Origin of the sequence: Serratia bockelmannii (assembly GCF_008011855.1) — a bacterium.
GTDB lineage: Bacteria > Pseudomonadota > Gammaproteobacteria > Enterobacterales > Enterobacteriaceae > Serratia > Serratia bockelmannii.
This window is the reverse complement of the sequence record NZ_VOUX01000032.1, coordinates 126,305-142,272: the sequence shown is the minus strand read 5'-3', so window position 1 is coordinate 142,272 and position 15,968 is coordinate 126,305. Positions and strand designations below refer to the sequence as shown.

Annotated in this window: 13 protein-coding genes; 9 read left to right on the top strand and 4 right to left on the bottom strand. The window is 61.5% G+C overall.

The window, feature by feature from the left end:
• Positions 1-268 precede the first annotated feature (268 nt).
• The 3 genes from feoA (at position 269) to FOT55_RS16215 (ending at position 3,110) form a co-directional block, all read left to right on the top strand.
• Positions 269-493, top strand: coding sequence for a ferrous iron transporter A (feoA, locus tag FOT55_RS16225; protein ID WP_043139125.1), 225 nt, complete (start codon positions 269-271; stop codon positions 491-493).
• Positions 494-555: 62 nt separating this feature from the next.
• Complete coding sequence (gene feoB / locus FOT55_RS16220; protein ID WP_147823721.1) at positions 556-2,871, top strand: Fe(2+) transporter permease subunit FeoB; 2,316 nt, start codon at positions 556-558, stop codon at positions 2,869-2,871.
• Positions 2,871-3,110 carry a FeoC-like transcriptional regulator gene (locus FOT55_RS16215; protein ID WP_033639206.1) on the top strand — a complete coding sequence of 80 codons (240 nt, stop codon included), beginning with the start codon at positions 2,871-2,873 and terminating at the stop codon, positions 3,108-3,110. The genes feoB and FOT55_RS16215 overlap by 1 nt, the downstream gene beginning before the upstream one ends.
• A 40-nt stretch (positions 3,111-3,150) precedes the next feature.
• On the opposite strand, the gene FOT55_RS16210 is transcribed toward FOT55_RS16215, so the two are convergent.
• On the bottom strand, positions 3,151-3,435 hold the full coding sequence (locus FOT55_RS16210) for a YdgH/BhsA/McbA-like domain containing protein (RefSeq protein ID WP_004930765.1): 285 nt from the start codon (positions 3,433-3,435) through the stop codon (positions 3,151-3,153).
• A 270-nt stretch (positions 3,436-3,705) separates the two neighbouring features.
• Positions 3,706-4,476, bottom strand: a complete 771-nt coding sequence (bioH, locus tag FOT55_RS16205) for a pimeloyl-ACP methyl ester esterase BioH (RefSeq protein ID WP_025304556.1) — start codon at positions 4,474-4,476, stop codon at positions 3,706-3,708.
• Positions 4,477-4,516: 40 nt separating this feature from the next.
• On the opposite strand from bioH, the gene gntX reads away from it, so the two are divergent.
• Together gntX and nfuA are read left to right on the top strand one after the other, a co-directional pair.
• On the top strand, positions 4,517-5,200 hold the full coding sequence (gntX, locus tag FOT55_RS16200) for a DNA utilization protein GntX (RefSeq protein ID WP_147823720.1): 684 nt from the start codon (positions 4,517-4,519) through the stop codon (positions 5,198-5,200).
• Positions 5,201-5,258: 58 nt separating this feature from the next.
• The gene (gene nfuA, locus FOT55_RS16195; RefSeq protein ID WP_025304558.1) at positions 5,259-5,834 is read left to right on the top strand and encodes a Fe-S biogenesis protein NfuA; all 576 of its coding nucleotides are present in this window, start codon (positions 5,259-5,261) and stop codon (positions 5,832-5,834) included.
• 184 nt (positions 5,835-6,018) lie between these two features.
• Here nfuA and malQ read toward each other — a convergent pair whose 3' ends face one another.
• Both malQ and malP read right to left on the bottom strand, forming a co-directional pair.
• Entirely contained in the window at positions 6,019-8,109 is a 2,091-nt protein-coding gene (malQ, locus tag FOT55_RS16190) for a 4-alpha-glucanotransferase (protein ID WP_147823719.1), read from the bottom strand.
• A gap of 9 nt (positions 8,110-8,118) precedes the next feature.
• Complete coding sequence (malP, locus tag FOT55_RS16185; RefSeq protein WP_147823718.1) at positions 8,119-10,524, bottom strand: maltodextrin phosphorylase; 2,406 nt, start codon at positions 10,522-10,524, stop codon at positions 8,119-8,121.
• Between the two features lie 460 nt (positions 10,525-10,984).
• Here malP and malT point away from each other — a divergent pair, with 460 nt between their 5' ends.
• The 4 genes from malT to FOT55_RS16165 all read left to right on the top strand — a co-directional run bounded on the left by malT (position 10,985) and on the right by FOT55_RS16165 (position 15,926).
• Entirely contained in the window at positions 10,985-13,699 is a 2,715-nt protein-coding gene (gene malT, locus FOT55_RS16180) for an HTH-type transcriptional regulator MalT (RefSeq protein ID WP_147823717.1), read from the top strand.
• Positions 13,700-13,781: 82 nt separating this feature from the next.
• Positions 13,782-14,108, top strand: a complete 327-nt coding sequence (gene glpE / locus FOT55_RS16175) for a thiosulfate sulfurtransferase GlpE (protein ID WP_004930790.1) — start codon at positions 13,782-13,784, stop codon at positions 14,106-14,108.
• Between the two features lie 172 nt (positions 14,109-14,280).
• Entirely contained in the window at positions 14,281-15,117 is an 837-nt protein-coding gene (glpG, locus tag FOT55_RS16170; RefSeq protein ID WP_043138958.1) for a rhomboid family intramembrane serine protease GlpG, read from the top strand.
• A gap of 50 nt (positions 15,118-15,167) precedes the next feature.
• Positions 15,168-15,926: a DeoR/GlpR family transcriptional regulator gene (locus FOT55_RS16165; protein WP_004930797.1), complete on the top strand. Its 759-nt coding sequence runs from the start codon at positions 15,168-15,170 to the stop codon at positions 15,924-15,926.
• The last annotated feature ends 42 nt before the right edge of the window (positions 15,927-15,968 follow it).

Sequence of the window (15,968 nt, the reverse complement as noted above, 5' to 3'; positions counted from 1 at the left end):
TTAACTCGCCATTCTCATTTGTTCCCAAGTGCAAGCAGTGATAAAACATCGTTAATCAAGACAACGCCATTAAAAACTGCCGTCACCATAATAATTGGTTACAATACCCTTACTTTTTGTATTGAACGCGATAATGATAATTACTATTATTTGCACTCACTTTATTGCATGACCTTATGGATGAATACCGCCGACGGCGTGGCATTTTCGCCGGCAACGTCCAATTATCATCAGCCCGATGTTCATCGGCACCCGGAAGGTTAATCACATGCAGCTTCAACCTAAACGCACGTATAAGATTGTCGGCTTTTCCGGTGAAATTGCGCCGGCCTACCGCCAGAAATTGTTATCGCTCGGCATGCTGCCTGGCTCTTCATTCGACGTAGTGCGCGTCGCGCCACTGGGCGATCCGATAGAAATTAAAACTCGCCGCGTCAGCCTGGTGCTGCGCAAGAAGGATCTGGCGCTGCTGCAGCTCGACGGCCAGCCCTGACCTCCGTTTGCCGACGCGCTCTTGCGCCGGCGCTGTTCTCCTTGAAGACGACACGCTGAACTATGAAAAAACTCACCATCGGCTTAATCGGTAACCCGAACTCCGGCAAAACCACGCTGTTCAACCAGCTGACCGGCGCACGCCAACGGGTCGGCAACTGGGCGGGCGTGACGGTCGAACGCAAAGAAGGCCATTTCACCACCCCGCAGTCCGACGTGCGGCTAGTCGATTTGCCCGGCACCTACTCCCTGACCACCATTTCAGAGCAAACGTCGCTCGATGAGCAGATCGCCTGCCATTACATTTTGAGCGGCGACGCCGATCTGCTGATCAACGTGGTCGACGCCTCCAACCTGGAGCGCAACCTCTACCTGACGCTGCAATTGCTGGAGCTGGGCATCCCCTGCATCGTGGCGCTGAACATGCTCGACATCGCCAAAAGCCAGCATATCGATATCGACGTCGCCGCGCTGTCGGCGCGCCTCGGCTGCCCGGTAGTACCGATGATCTCCACCCGCGCCGACGGCATCGGCGTGCTGAAACAGATGATCGACAATCATCGCATCAACGAACAGCAGGCGCTGGTGAACTACCCACCGTTGCTGCTGAAAGCGGTCGCCACGCTGAGCAACGCCATGCCGCAAACGCTGCCGGCAGTACAGCGCCGCTGGCTGGCATTGCAGATGCTGGAGGGCGACATCTACAGCCACCGGCTGGCCGGTCCCGCCGTCGCGCTGCTGCCTGCGGCCATTCAGACGTTGCAACAGCAGGAGCAAGAAGACCCGGCGCTGGTGATCGCCGACGCGCGCTACCAGTCTATCGCCACCCTGAGCGACGCGGTCAGCAACTCGCAGCAGGCGATGCCCAACCGCCTGACCGATATGCTGGATAACGTGATTCTCAACCGCTGGCTGGGCGTGCCGATCTTCCTGTTGGTGATGTACCTGATGTTCCTGCTGGCGATCAATATCGGCGGCGCGCTGCAGCCGATCTTCGATATCGGCTCGGCGGCGATCTTCATTCAGGGCATTCAGTGGCTCGGCTACACCCTGCACTTCCCCGGCTGGCTGACCGTATTCCTGGCGCAGGGCGTCGGCGGCGGCATCAACACCGTGCTGCCGCTGGTGCCGCAGATCGGCATGATGTACCTGTTCCTGTCATTCCTGGAAGACTCCGGCTACATGGCGCGCGCGGCGTTCGTGATGGATCGCCTGATGCAGGCGCTCGGGCTGCCGGGCAAATCCTTCGTGCCGCTGATCGTCGGCTTCGGTTGCAACGTGCCGTCCATCATGGGCGCCCGTACGCTGGACGCCCAGCGCGAGCGCCTGATCACCATCATGATGGCGCCGTTCATGTCGTGCGGCGCCCGTCTGGCGATCTTCGCGGTGTTCGCCGCCGCCTTCTTCGGCCAGGACGGTGCTGGGGTGGTGTTCTCGCTATACATGCTCGGCATCGCGGTGGCGATCCTGACCGGCCTGGTACTCAAATATACCCTCATGCGCGGCGAAGCCTCACCGTTCGTCATGGAGCTGCCGGTTTACCACGTGCCGCACCTGAAAAGCCTGCTGCTGCAAACCTGGCAGCGGTTGAAAGGCTTCGTGTTGCGCGCCGGTAAGGTGATCGTGGTAGCCAGCATATTCATCGGCGGCCTGAACAGCTTCTCGTTCAGCGGCAAAACGGTCGACAACATCAACGACTCCGCGCTGGCTTCGGTCTCCAAGGTGCTGACGCCGCTGCTGCAGCCGATGGGCGTCCACAGCGATAACTGGCAGGCCACCGTCGGTCTGGTGACCGGCGCGATGGCGAAAGAAGTGGTGGTCGGCACGCTGAATACGCTGTATACCGCCGAGCACATCAACAAAGAGGCGTTCGACGCCGCCAACTTCAACCTGCTCGATGAGCTGGGCGGCGCGCTGCAGGAAACCTGGGACGGCCTGAAAAATACCTTCAGCCTGAGCGTGCTCTCCAACCCGATCGAAGCCAGCAAGGGCGACGGCGAGATGGGCGTCGGTTCGATGGGCGTGATGAGCAGCAAATTCGGCTCCGGCATTTCCGCCTACAGCTACCTGATCTTCGTGTTGCTGTACGTGCCTTGCGTTTCGGTGATGGGCGCCATCGCACGTGAATCAAGCCGCGGCTGGATGACCTTCTCTATCCTGTGGGGGCTGAACGTGGCCTACTCGCTGGCGACGCTGTTCTATCAGGCGGCGACCTTCAACCAACACCCGCAGTACAGCCTGACGGCGATCCTGGCGGTGGTGCTGGTGAACCTGCTGGTGCTGTTCGGCCTGCGCCGGGCGCGCAGCCGCGTCACGGTGCGCCTGGGCAACGCCACACCGGCGGCCTGTTGCCAGAGCGCCAAAGGGAGCTGTCACTGATGGCCGGGCTGCTGCAGGTGCGCGATGCGCTGGCGCTGCGCGGCAGCGCCCAGGCGCAGCAGCTCAGCCAATCGCTGGCGACGCCGCTGCCGCTGGTGCAGGCGATGCTGGATCGTTTGACGGCAATGGGGAAAGTGGAACGTATCGAACAGGATGGCGGCGCCTGTCTGAGCGGCAGTTGCAAAAGCTGCCCGCAGGGCCAGGGATGCAGCACGGTGTTCTACCGGCTGAAGGCCTGACGATCAGGGGCGCCGCAGCGCGCCCCTTGCCGTTCAAGGCTTATTGCTTGTCTTTGTAAACTTCGGCGATGGCGCTGAATTTACCGTGTTCGCGGCCCGCCAGGATCACGTAGTATTGACCGCCCTTTTCGTCTGCCAGTTTGGACAGCTCTTCCTTGGCATCCATCGGTGACGTGGTTTCCGCCGTCGTGGTGACGGTGCCGATCTTCTCGTATTTACCCGGATTCTTATCCAGATCTTCCTTGGTCAGCAGGGTTGCCGCCATGGAGCCGAAAGACACCGAACCCAGCACTGCCGCTGCAATAATCATCTTCAATGATTTCATGACACTAACCTCTCAATGGATAATTTATCTGTTATGAAAGCCGTCAAGGATCCATGCGTAGTACCGCAGGCTGCCGCGACATCCTCAGGCCTCGTTGCTTTCCCTGACGGGGCCTGTTTCCCAGAGACGAAACGCCAAAATGAAAAGCGCCGCACGCGGTCTTTTCATTTTGCAGCCAACGCATTGACTCACTAAGTATTGAACAGCTTTGTCTTTTATCCACCCGGCGGCGTTTTTTTTCGCGCTCTATCGTGCGTTTTCACGCTGCATTCAATGTGCTGCAATAAACGCTTCGATCATCGTCACAAATTCATCGGGATGAGAGATAAATGGCGCATGGGCGGCTTTGGCCACGATCTGCGACGTAGAGTTCGGCCAGTCGGCGTCGAGCAGCTCGGCGACCTTGCGCGGCACCAGCCCGTCCAGATAGCCGTAGATCCGCAGCAGCGGCAGCGTCAACTCCGCCAGCGGTGCACGCAGATCGGCTGTGCGCAAGATCTCCAGCCCACCGTTCAGCACCTCGACGCTCGGCGTCGGTTGGTTGAGCACCACCGCTTTCAGTTGGCGCGCATCCTGACGCGCGCTCTCGGTGCCCAGCGTCTGCAGCGCCAGAAAACGCTCGACGGTGCGCTGGAAATCCAGGCTCAGCTGATGCTGGAAACCGCTCAGCACGTCCGGGCGGATCCCCGGCCACTCATCGCGGGCGGCAAAGCACGGCGAGGAGGCTACGGTGATAAGCCCCTTGACTCGCTCGGGCTGCATCAGCGCCGCCTGGCTGGCCACCAGCCCACCGAGCGACCAGCCAAGCCACCAGGACTGCGGCGGGGCAGCCGCCAGCACGATTTCCGTCATCTGCTCCAGCGACAGGGCACCGAACCCCTGGCTACGGCCGTACCCCGGCAGATCGACCAGGTGCAGGCGAAAATGCGGCGTCAGTCGCGCCTGAATGCAACTCCACACTTCGGCGTTCAATCCCCAGCCGTGCAGCAGCACAAGATCGCGTTCGCCTTCGCCTATTGTTTGCCAGTACAGCGCTGTCATTGGTTATTGTCCTTTCATACTTATCCGTCACGGAGACGCTATGCTATCAATCCGCAGCCGTTGTTGGCTATGCCGACAACCGTTGAGCCTGATCCGTCATGGCATCTGCAGCTGTTGCCTGCGTCATCTGCCGGCCCACCCGCCGTGTTGCCCGCGCTGCGGATTGCCCGCCGGGAAGACGCGAACGCCCTGCGGCCGCTGCCTGCAACGGCCACCGCCCTGGCAACGGCTGGTGTTCGTCGGCGACTACGTTGCGCCCCTCAGCCAACTGGTAAAAAGGTTCAAGTTCCACCGCGCGCCCGAGCTGGCGCCGACGCTAGCGCGCCTGATGTTGCTGCGGTGGCAGCAGGCGCGCAGAGAGCAGTATCTGAACAGACCCGACCTGATTTTAGCGGTACCCTTGTATGCAACACGCTGCTGGCACCGTGGTTATAACCAGAGCGATCTGTTGGCCCGGCCGCTGGCGCGCTGGCTGAGCTGCACCTATCAGCCCGCCGCCTTGCGCCGGGTGCGCAAAACCGCCCCGCAACAGCGGCTGAGCGCCGGGGTACGCAGGCGCAATCTGCAACGCGCGTTCGTTTGCGTGGCATCGGTCGCCGGCCGGCATATCGCCCTGGTGGATGACGTGGTGACCACCGGCAGCACCGTCGCGCAGATAGCGGCGCTGCTGCAGCGGCAAGGCGCCGCCTCGGTGCAGATATGGTGCATTTGCCGCACGTTGTAGTGCCACGGCAATGGGCGTATTATAACCGACTATAGAAGTCAACTATTGAGCTAATGCTATGATCCGTATAACAGATACTGCACAGGAACACTTTGCCAAACTGCTGGCAAATCAAGAAGAAGGCACCCAAATCCGCGTATTCGTGATCAACCCGGGCACGCCGACGGCCGAATGCGGTGTCTCTTATTGCCCGCCGGACGCGGTAGAAGCGACGGATACCGAACTGAAGTTCGACAAACTGTCCGCCTATGTCGATGAGCTGAGCGCGCCGTATCTGGAAGACGCCGAAATCGACTTCGTGACCGACCAACTGGGTTCTCAGCTGACGCTGAAAGCGCCAAACGCCAAAATGCGCAAGGTCGATGACGACGCGCCGCTGATGGAGCGCGTGGAATACGTGCTGCAGTCGCAGATCAACCCACAGCTGGCGGGCCACGGCGGCCGCGTAACGCTGATGGAGATCACCGACGACAACATGGCAATCCTGCAGTTCGGCGGCGGTTGCAACGGTTGTTCGATGGTCGACGTCACGCTGAAAGAAGGCATCGAGAAAGAGCTGCTGCAGAAATTCCCGGAGCTGAAAGGCGTGCGTGACCTGACCGAGCACCAGCGCGGCGAGCACTCCTACTATTGATACCCTTCTTACTTGAAGTTGCAGCGTTGTTGGCCGCATGCGCGCACCCCAGTCACTTACTTAAGTAAGCTCCTGGGGATTTACGCACTTGCCGCCTAGCTGCAACGCCAATTAATTCGGGTATCCGTCATTTGGATGGGACTAAAGTTCTCGTCCTTTGACCTAATACAACGACACCTCATCGTCACCCCACCGACACCTTGCGGCGCCGCTTGTCCAAATCCTTCAGTAAGCGGTTTATGTGCGGGTCGGCAAACATCTCCTCCAGCGTCTGGGTCAGCTTGCGCCGCCAGTTAGGGTACTGATCGCTGGTACCGGGAATATTGACCGGATCGGCCATATCCAGCCAGTCTTCCGGCTGCAGGCCGAGCAAGGCGCTGGCGCTGTCGGCGACATAGCGCTGTAGGCCGCGGTTGAGCAGCGGGCTCATGCCGAGCAGCGCTGCCTTCTTGCCCACCTTCTGCGGCACGCAGCCATAACGATGCAATCCATCCAGCAGCCCCTGCTTGGCGCGTTCCCGATCGGCGAACAGCGCCCGCAGGATCTCCGCGTCCGGGTAAAGACCCAGCCGGTTGCCGAGCGTTAGATCGTCGCTTTGCCAGTAGCCGCGCAGCGTCGGCAGATCGTGGGTGGTGATGGTCGCCATCGCCTGCACCGGATAGGCCTGCGGCGCGCGGAAATGGTATTCACCGTCGCTTTCGAAATAGAGCACTTTGTAGGAATAGACGCCGCTGTCGCGCAGCTTGCCGACGATTTCCACCGGCACCGTGCCGAGATCTTCGCCGATCACCATGCAACGGTGGCGCTGGCTTTCCAGCGCCAACACCGCCAGCAGATCGTCCACCGGGTATTTGACGTAGGCGCCGCGATCGGCGGTTTCGCCATACGGGATCCACCACAGCCGCAGCAGCGCCATGACGTGATCGATGCGCAGCGCGCCGCAGTTGGTCATGTTGGCGCGCAAAAGATCGATAAACGGCTGGTACCCGCGTGCCGCCATCACGTGCGGATCCATCGGCGGCAGGCCCCAGTTTTGCCCCAGCGGCCCCAGAATATCCGGCGGTGCCCCGACCGACGCTTTCAGGCAGTACAGTTCGCGGTCACACCAGGTTTCCGCCCCGCCTTCCGCCACCCCGACCGCCAGATCGCGATACAGGCCAATCGGCATCTGCTGCTGCCGGCTCTGGTCAAAACACTGCGCGAACTGCGTGGCCGCCAGCCACTGCAGCCACAGGTAAAAGCGGACCGCGTCCTGATGTTCGGAGCAGAACAGCCGTACCGCTTCGCTCTGCCCCTGCCGATAGCGCTCTGGCCAGGCCGGCCAGCCCCACTGGTGGGCATCTTTGGCCGCCAGATGGGCATGCAGCGCGTCGAACGCCGCCTGCTGATACAGGCTGTCGCCGCCCTCGCTGACGAACTGTTCGAACGCCTGACGCTGCCCGTCGTTTGGCTTGCGCGCCTGAAACAGCGGAAACGCCAGCTTCAGCGCCGCCAGCTTCAGCTGCATCACGGCGGTGTAATCCACCCACTCCGCGGCGCGCGCCTTGGCCAGCTGCTTCTGCGTCGCCGGCTTCTGCCACCAGCGCTGCGCCGCATCGCTGCGCTGGAAATCCTCCACCGCGTTGACGTCGATATACGCCAGATTCAGCCAGCGGCGCGACGAGGGGCTGTAAGGGCTGGCGCTCTCCGGATTAGCCGGATACAGCGCATGGATCGGGTTAAGGCCAACGAAGGCGCCGCCGCGCTCCCCCACCTGCTCCACCATCAGACGCAGATCGCCGAAATCGCCGATGCCCCAGTTGCGATCGGAGCGCAGCGTATACAGCTGAACGCAAGCGCCCCACAGCTTCTTACCGGTCAGCAAGGCGTCCGGCTCGAAGCAGCGTCTCGGCGCGACGATCAGCCGGCATGGCCACTGCTGCTCGCCCTGGCTCAGCGTCAATTGGTGGTAACCCACCGGCAGATCGCCGGGCAGCGTCAGGGTCTTGCGCGCGCCGATGCGCCCCTGCAGGCATTCGCCGTCTTCACGTTGCAGCGCCCACAGGTACTCGCCTTCGCCCGCCGGGGTCAGCGCCAGCGGCGCGCCCTGATAGAACACCTTGACCGCCGGTAACGGCGGCGCCGCTCCTTCCTGCTCGGCATCGGTTCGGTTCATGGCCGCCAGCAGCTTGCGCTTGGTCTGCGGTTCAATCGCCTGCCGCTTGCCGTGGGCATTGATGAAATCGGCGGCGATCCCCGCCTGCGCTGCCGCCTGATCGATACGCTTGCGATCCATTCGCTCTCCTTAACGTTTGGCTTGCCAGATACGCTGCTGGTAATCGCGGATCGAGCGATCCGAGCTGAACATGCCGACGCGCGCGGTGTTAAGGATAGTCCGCCGCGTCCATTCGTCCCGATCGCGATACAGCTCGTCGACCCGGCGCTGCGCCTGGCAGTACGAGGCAAAGTCCGCCAGCACCAGGTAGGGATCGCCGCCTTCCAGCAGGCTGTGCAGCATCATGTCGAACGCGTGCTTGTCGCCGTGGCTGAAGGTGCCGCTCGCCAGCTCGTCCAGAATCGCCTTCAGGTGCTTGTCTTTCTTGCGGTAGCTGAGCGGATCGTAACCCTTCGCCACTATCGCCTTCACCTGCTCCACGGTATTGCCGAAGATAAAGATATTGTCTTCGCCCACCTGCTCGGCGATTTCGACGTTGGCGCCGTCCAGCGTGCCGACCGTCAGCGCGCCGTTCAACGCCAGCTTCATGTTGCCGGTGCCGGAGGCCTCTTTGCCGGCGGTGGAGATCTGTTCGGAGATATCCGCCGCCGGGATCATCAGTTCGGCCACCGACACGCGGTAGTCAGGGATGAACGCCACTTTCAGGCGATCTTTCACCAACGGATCGTTATTGATCTTCTCGGCCGCCTGATTGATGGCGTAGATGATGTTCTTCGCCAGGTAGTAGCCCGGCGCCGCCTTGGCGCCGAACAGGAAGACGCGCGGCACGATGTCCAGGTTGGGGTTGTCGCGCAGCTGACGATACAGCGACAGGATGTGCAGCAGGTTCAGGTGCTGGCGTTTGTACTCGTGCAGACGCTTGATCTGCACGTCGAAGATCGCGTCCGGGTCAAGTGTCAGCCCCATTACGCCGTGTACGTAATGGGCCAGCGCCACCTTGTTGTCGCGTTTGATCTGCTGATAACGCTGGCGGAACGCCGCGTCGTCGGCGAATTTTTCCAGCCCGCGCAGCGCGTCGAGATCGCTCGCCCACTCCACCTTCAGCGTCTCGTCGATCAGGCCCGACAGCGCCGGGTTGCACTGTTTCAGCCAGCGGCGCGGCGTGATGCCGTTGGTGACGTTATGGAATTTGTTCGGCCACAGCTGGTGATATTCCGGGAACAGATCTTTCACCACCAGATCCGAATGCAGCTGCGCCACGCCATTGACCGCAAAGCCACTGACCACGCACAGGTTGGCCATGCGCACCTGCTTGTCATGGTGCACCGCCAGTTTGGCCCACACCGCCTCGTCGCCCGGCCAGTGCTTATCCACCAATTTTTTAAACCTGGCGTTGATCTGTTTGATGATGGAGAAATGGCGCGGCAGCAGGCTGCGCACCAGTTTTTCATCCCAGCACTCCAGCGCTTCCGGCATCAGGGTGTGGTTGGTATAGGCGAAGGTGTTGCTGGTGATCGCCCAGGCCGCCTCCCATTCCAGCTGATGCTCGTCCAGCAGAATGCGCAGCATTTCCGGAATGGCGATGGTCGGGTGGGTGTCGTTCAGCTGGATCACTTCGTACTTCGGCAGCTCTTCAATCTTGCGGCCGGCCTGATGGTGCTTGCGCAAAATGTCCGCCACCGAGCAGGCGCACTGGAAATACTGCTGCATCAGGCGCAGGCGCTTGCCGGCCTGATGGTTGTCGTTCGGGTAAAGCACCTTGGTCAGCTTGTCGGCTTCTACGCCCTGCTTCTCCGCCTGCAAGAATTTGCCGTCGTTGAAATCGCTCAGGTTGAACGGATGCTGATGGGTCGCCTGCCACAGGCGCAGCGGCTGCGCCACGCCGTTGCGATAGCCCAGCACCGGCAGATCCCAGGCTTCGCCGCGCAGGGTGAAGGCCGGGCGCCACTGTTCGCGGCCGTCGGCCTGCTTTTCCAGCTTGCCGCCGATGCCCACGTCCACCGCCAGCGCGGCGTTGTGGCGGAACCACGGGTAGCTCTCGCGTTGCCAGTTATCCGGCGCCTCTTGCTGTTGCCCTTCGCGGAACGACTGGCGGAACAGCCCGTACTGGTAATTCAGCCCATAGCCGGTGGCCGGTTGTTCCACCGTCGCCATCGAGTCGAGGAAACAGGCCGCCAGACGCCCCAGCCCGCCGTTGCCCAGCGCCGGATCGGTTTCCTGCTCCAGCAAATCCGCCAGCTTGACGTTCTGCTCGGCCAGCGCCTGCTCGACGGTGTCGTACCAGCCCAGGTTGATCAGGTTGTTCGCCGTCAGCCGGCCGATCAGAAACTCCATCGAGATGTAGTTCACGTGGCGCAGCGGTTTGGCGCTTTTGCGCGGCGCCGGCTGTGCGGCCAACTGCTCGGCCAGCGCCGCACTGACGGCTTCCCACCATTGATGTTGCGTCATCTGCTGTGCGGAACTGAGGCCGAACCGTTGCCACTGACGGGCGAGCGCCGCCAGAAAAGCATCCTTCTTGAGCGTAGGCTGTGACATAAGGAAAACTCTCTATCCAGTAAGTGGGTCAAATTGCCGCTATCGTGCCGGTGAGAAAGTCTGACGGCATCATCCCGCCTGGGGATTAGCTGGGGAGGAGGATTGGGGCGTAGCTGGAATTGTGATCTCAGGCACTGTTTGACTCCCTTGCAACGATGCAAAAAAGCCCGCCAACGCGTGCGGCGAGCACTGAGAACGTTAACCATGACGTTAGCACAAGTATTCGCGCTGCTGAAGTTTTGTCCATGGCCGGAAATGCGATCCGCGACCGCATCGCCGCGCGCCGGCGCCAAACGTAAAAAAGTGTGATCGATAGCAACTTAACTCCAAGCCGATGCGGAAGCTTGTTGCAATACGTTTAGGGTTGGCAGAAGTTAGGGGGAGCTATTAATTACGAACCATAAAATAATTAGCGCCACTCCAATCCCGGCGGGAACCGCGATTTATACCCTGGAATACTATGCTGATCCCATCAAAACTGAGCCGCCCGGTACGGCTGCAAAATACCGTGATCCGCGATCGCCTGCTGGCCAAACTGGCCAGCGCGGGCAACTATCGCCTGACACTGGTCAATTGCCCGGCGGGATACGGGAAAACCACGCTGATCGCCCAATGGGCGGCCGGCAAGGCCGATCTGGGCTGGTATTCGCTGGATGAGAGCGACAACCAGCCGGAGCGCTTCGCCAGCTACCTGATTGCCGCGCTGCAGCAGGCCAGCGGCGGCCGCTGCGTCAAGAGCGAGGTGCTGAGCCAGAAACACCAGTACGCCAGCCTGTCGGCGTTGTTCGCCCAGCTGTTTATCGAGCTGGCCGACTGGCACCAGCCGCTGTACCTGGTGATCGACGACTACCACCTGATCACCAACGACGCCATCCACGAAGCCATGCGCTTCTTCCTGCGCCATCAGCCGGAAAACCTGACGCTGATCCTGCTCTCACGCACCCTGCCGCCGCTCGGCATCGCCAATTTGCGGGTGCGCGATCAGCTGCTGGAAATGGGCACGCAGCAGCTGGCATTCACCCACCAGGAAGCCAAACAGTTCTTCGACTGCCGCCTGGCGGCGCCGATGGAACAGCAGGACAGCAGCCGCCTGTGCGACGAAGTCGAAGGCTGGGCCACCGCGCTGCAGCTGATCGCGCTGTCGGCCCGCCAGTCCGCCTCGTCGGCTCAGCTGTCGGCCAAGCGCCTGGCGGGGCTGAACGCCAGTCACCTGTCCGACTACCTGGTAGACGAAGTGCTGGACCACGTCGATGCCGATGCGCGCGCTTTCCTTCTGCGCTGTTCGGTGCTGCGTTCGATGAACGATGCGCTGATCGTGCGACTGACCGGCGAAGACAACGGCCAGCAGCGGCTGGAGGAGCTGGAGCGCCAGGGGCTGTTTATCCACCGCATGGACGACACCGGAGAATGGTTCAACTTCCACCCGCTGTTCGCCTCTTTCCTGCGCCAGCGTTGCCAGTGGGAACTGGCGCTGGAGCTGCCGGGGTTGCACCGCGCCGCCGCCGAGGGCTGGCTGGCGCTGGGGTATCCGGCGGAGGCCATTCACCACGCGTTGGCGGCCAGCGACGTCAGCATGCTGCGCGACATCCTGCTGCAACACGCCTGGTCGCTGTTCCACCACAGCGAACTGGCCTTGCTGGAGGAGTGCCTCAACGCGCTGCCCTATGAGCGCCTGATCCAAAACCCCAAGCTGGCGCTGCTGCAGGCCTGGCTGGCGCAGAGCCAGCACCGCTACAGCGAGGTCAATACCCTGCTGGAGCGCGCCGAGCGCACCATGCGCGAACAGAAAATCGAGATAGACCAAACGCTGCACGCCGAGTTCGACGCCCTGCGCGCCCAGGTGGCGATCAACGCCGGCAAACCGGAAGAAGCCGAGCGGCTGGCGACCGAAGCGTTGAAATTCCTGCCGCTGTCCAGCTACTACAGCCGCATCGTCGCCACCTCGGTGACCGGCGAAGTGCACCACTGCAAGGGCGAGCTGGCGCGCGCGCTGCCGATGATGCAGCAAACCGAACAGATGGCGCGTCGTCATCAGGCCAACCATTACGCGCTCTGGGCGCTGCTGCAGCAGAGCGAAATTCTTATCGCCCAAGGCTACCTGCAGGCCGCTTACGAAACCCAGGATAAGGCCTTCGAACTGATCCGCGAACAGCACCTGGAACAGCTGCCGATGCACGAATTCCTGCTGCGCATTCGCGCGCAGATCCTGTGGTCGTGGTCGCGGCTGGACGAAGCGGAAGACGCGGCGCGCACCGGGCTGAAAATTCTGGCGAACTACCAACCGCAACAGCAGCTGCAGTGCATCGCCATGTTAGCAAAATGCTCGCTGGCGCGCGGCGACCTGGACAACGCCAATACCCATCTGCAGCGGTGCGAAGCCCTTCTGCACGGCGCTCATTATCATCGCGACTGGCTGACCAACACCGACAAATCGCGGGTGATCCACTGGCAGATGACCGGCGACACCGCCGCCGCCGCCCAGTGGCTGCGCCACACCGAAAAACCCGGTATGGCGGACAACCACTTCACGCAGGGCCAATGGCGCAACATCGCGCGGGTGCAGATCCTACTCGGCCAGTATGAAGAGGCCGGCGTAGTGCTGGATGAACTGAACGAAAATGCCCGCCGCCTGCGGCTGGTGAGCGATCTCAACCGCAATCTGCTGCTCAGCAACCAGCTGTACTGGCTGCAAGAGCGCAAGGGCGAAGCGCAGCAGGCGCTGATCGAAGCACTGTCGCTGGCTAACCGCACCGGCTTTATCAGCCACTTCGTCATCGAAGGCGAAGCGATGGCGCAGCAGCTGCGCCAGCTGATCCAGCTCAACACGCTGCCGGAGCTGGAGCAGCATCGCGCCCAGCGTATCCTGCGCGACATCAACCAGCATCATCGGCACAAATTCGCGCATTTCGACGAGAACTTCGTCGATAAGTTGCTGACCCACCCGCAGGTGCCGGAGCTGATCCGCACCAGCCCGCTCACCCAGCGTGAATGGCAGGTGCTGGGGCTGATCTATTCCGGCTACAGCAACGACCAGATCGCCGGCGAGCTGGACGTGGCGGCCACCACCATCAAGACGCACATCCGCAACCTGTATCAGAAACTGGGCGTGACCCATCGCCAGGAGGCGGTGCAGCAGGCGCAGCAGCTGCTGAAGATGATGGGGTACGGCGCGTAAAAACCCTGATATCCCTCTGGTCTTAAACGCCGCCGAGTTGGTTACAATAGCGGCGTCCCCCAATAACGAGGCAGTCAGCAGTATGGAACAGTTCGAAGCGATCAACGTTGAGCAGGCGTACACCCGCTGGAAAGAGGGCAGCGCCGCCCTGGTCGACATCCGCGATCCGCAAAGTTTTGAAGCCGGGCATACGCCGGGCGCCTTTCACCTCACCAACGCCACCCTGTCGGCCTTTATGCAGCAAAACGACTTCGAGCGGCCGGTGATGGTGATGTGCTACCACGGCAACAGCAGCCGCAGCGCGGCGCAATACCTGCTGCACCAGGGGTTCGACGCGGTCTACAGCATCGACGGCGGTTTCGAAGCCTGGGCCCGCCAGTACCCGCAAGACGTGGAAACCTCTGCCTGATCCCCGCCGCCCGCTGCGCATCGGCGGGCTTTTCCCTTCGATTTTATGCGCGTTTTCGCGGGTTTTTCGCAGATCCGTTTGCCAGCGCTCAGGATTTCGACGTTATAATCGGCCGTCAGGGTCATCGGCGAGCAAGCCGCGGCCAAAATCATTCACTTACGACGGAAGAGCAATGGTTAGAGTAATCGCCATATCCAACCCGCGCCTGGCGCTGGCCTTTGTCGACTATATGGCGACCCAGGGCATCCGGCTTGAGCTGCGCAACAGCGGCGAGGCGGCGGAAATCTGGCTGGCCGACGACAGCCACCTCGAGCAGGTGCAACACGAGCTGCAGCAGTTTCTGGTCGATCCGCTCAACCGCCGTTATCAGGCCGCCAGTTGGCAGACCGGCCATACCGACGCCGGCCTGCACTATCAGAGCGAATCCTACCTGCACACCCTGCGCAGCAAGGCCGGGCCGCTGACGCTCGGCGTGATGGTACTGTGCATCGCGGTCTACATCCTGATGCAGGTGCTGGGTGACGATACCGTGATGTACTGGCTCTCCTGGCCGCAAGACAGCAGCCAATACACGCAGCTGTGGCGCTGGGTCAGCCATGCGTTCCTGCACTTCTCCCTGCTGCATATTCTGTTCAACCTGATGTGGTGGTGGTATCTCGGCGGCCAGATGGAAAAACGCCTCGGCGCCGGCAAGCTGTTCGTGCTGGCGGTAGTGTCGGCCTTCTTCAGCGGCTGGGCGCAATCGCTGTTCAGCGGCGCGCTGTTCGGCGGGCTGTCGGGCGTGGTCTATGCGCTGATGGGCTATGTGTGGCTGACGGGGGAACGGGCGCCGGAGCGCGGCCTGATGCTGCCACGCGGCCTGATGGTGTTCTCGGTGCTGTGGCTGGTGGCCGGATATTTCGATATTTTAGGAATGTCGATCGCCAACGCGGCACACGTAGCCGGTTTAGTGTTAGGGTTATTGATGGCATTTTGGGATACGCGTCATCGCGCACACAACGAACAATAACAGCCGGGAGCTGTGCCCAGCGGGCATGGCGGGCGTTTTAGGGGATTATCGTGAAGCAAACACAGCGTCATGACGCAATTATCGAGCTGGTGCGCCTGCAGGGTTACGTCAGCACGGAAGAGCTGGTGGAACATTTTGACGTCAGCCCGCAAACGATTCGCCGCGATTTGAATGACCTGGCCGACCAGAACAAGATCCAGCGTCACCACGGCGGCGCGGCGCTGCCTTCCAGCTCGGTCAACGCTGCCTATAACGATCGCAAGGTGATGTGGTCGGAAGAGAAAGCCCGCATCGCGCAGCGCGTCGCCAGCCAGATCCCGGACGGCGCCACGCTGTTCATCGATATCGGCACCACGCCGGAAGCGGTGGCCCATGCGCTGATGAACCACAAGAACCTGCGCGTGGTCACCAACAACCTCAACGTCGCCACCCTGCTGACCGCCAAGGAAGACTTCCGCCTGATCCTGGCCGGCGGCGAAGTGCGCACCCGTGACGGCGGCATCATGGGCGAAGCCACCCTGGACTTTATCTCTCAATTCCGCCTCGATTACGGCATTCTCGGCATCAGCGGCATCGATATGGACGGCTCGCTGCTCGAATTCGACTATCACGAAGTGCGCACCAAACGCGCGATTATCGAAAATTCCCGCTGCGTGATGCTGGTCACCGACCACTCTAAATTCGGCCGCAACGCCATGGTCAACCTGGGCAACATGAACCTGATCGACTACCTGTTTACCGACCAGCTGCCGCCGCCGAGCGTGATGAAAATCATCGAGCAGTACGACGTGCAACTGGAGCTGTGCTGATCCGCTGTTAACCTGCGGGGCGCGCCGCCGCCCCGTTTCCTA

Coding starts and splice junctions, on each gene's coding strand:
- feoA (WP_043139125.1), top strand. CDS start 269: ATGCAGCTTCAACCTAAACGCACGTATAAGATTGTCGGCTTTTCCGGT.
- feoB (WP_147823721.1), top strand. CDS start 556: ATGAAAAAACTCACCATCGGCTTAATCGGTAACCCGAACTCCGGCAAA.
- FOT55_RS16215 (WP_033639206.1), top strand. CDS start 2,871: ATGGCCGGGCTGCTGCAGGTGCGCGATGCGCTGGCGCTGCGCGGCAGC.
- FOT55_RS16210 (WP_004930765.1), bottom strand. CDS start 3,435: ATGAAATCATTGAAGATGATTATTGCAGCGGCAGTGCTGGGTTCGGTG.
- bioH (WP_025304556.1), bottom strand. CDS start 4,476: ATGACAGCGCTGTACTGGCAAACAATAGGCGAAGGCGAACGCGATCTT.
- gntX (WP_147823720.1), top strand. CDS start 4,517: ATGCTATCAATCCGCAGCCGTTGTTGGCTATGCCGACAACCGTTGAGC.
- nfuA (WP_025304558.1), top strand. CDS start 5,259: ATGATCCGTATAACAGATACTGCACAGGAACACTTTGCCAAACTGCTG.
- malQ (WP_147823719.1), bottom strand. CDS start 8,109: ATGGATCGCAAGCGTATCGATCAGGCGGCAGCGCAGGCGGGGATCGCC.
- malP (WP_147823718.1), bottom strand. CDS start 10,524: ATGTCACAGCCTACGCTCAAGAAGGATGCTTTTCTGGCGGCGCTCGCC.
- malT (WP_147823717.1), top strand. CDS start 10,985: ATGCTGATCCCATCAAAACTGAGCCGCCCGGTACGGCTGCAAAATACC.
- glpE (WP_004930790.1), top strand. CDS start 13,782: ATGGAACAGTTCGAAGCGATCAACGTTGAGCAGGCGTACACCCGCTGG.
- glpG (WP_043138958.1), top strand. CDS start 14,281: ATGGTTAGAGTAATCGCCATATCCAACCCGCGCCTGGCGCTGGCCTTT.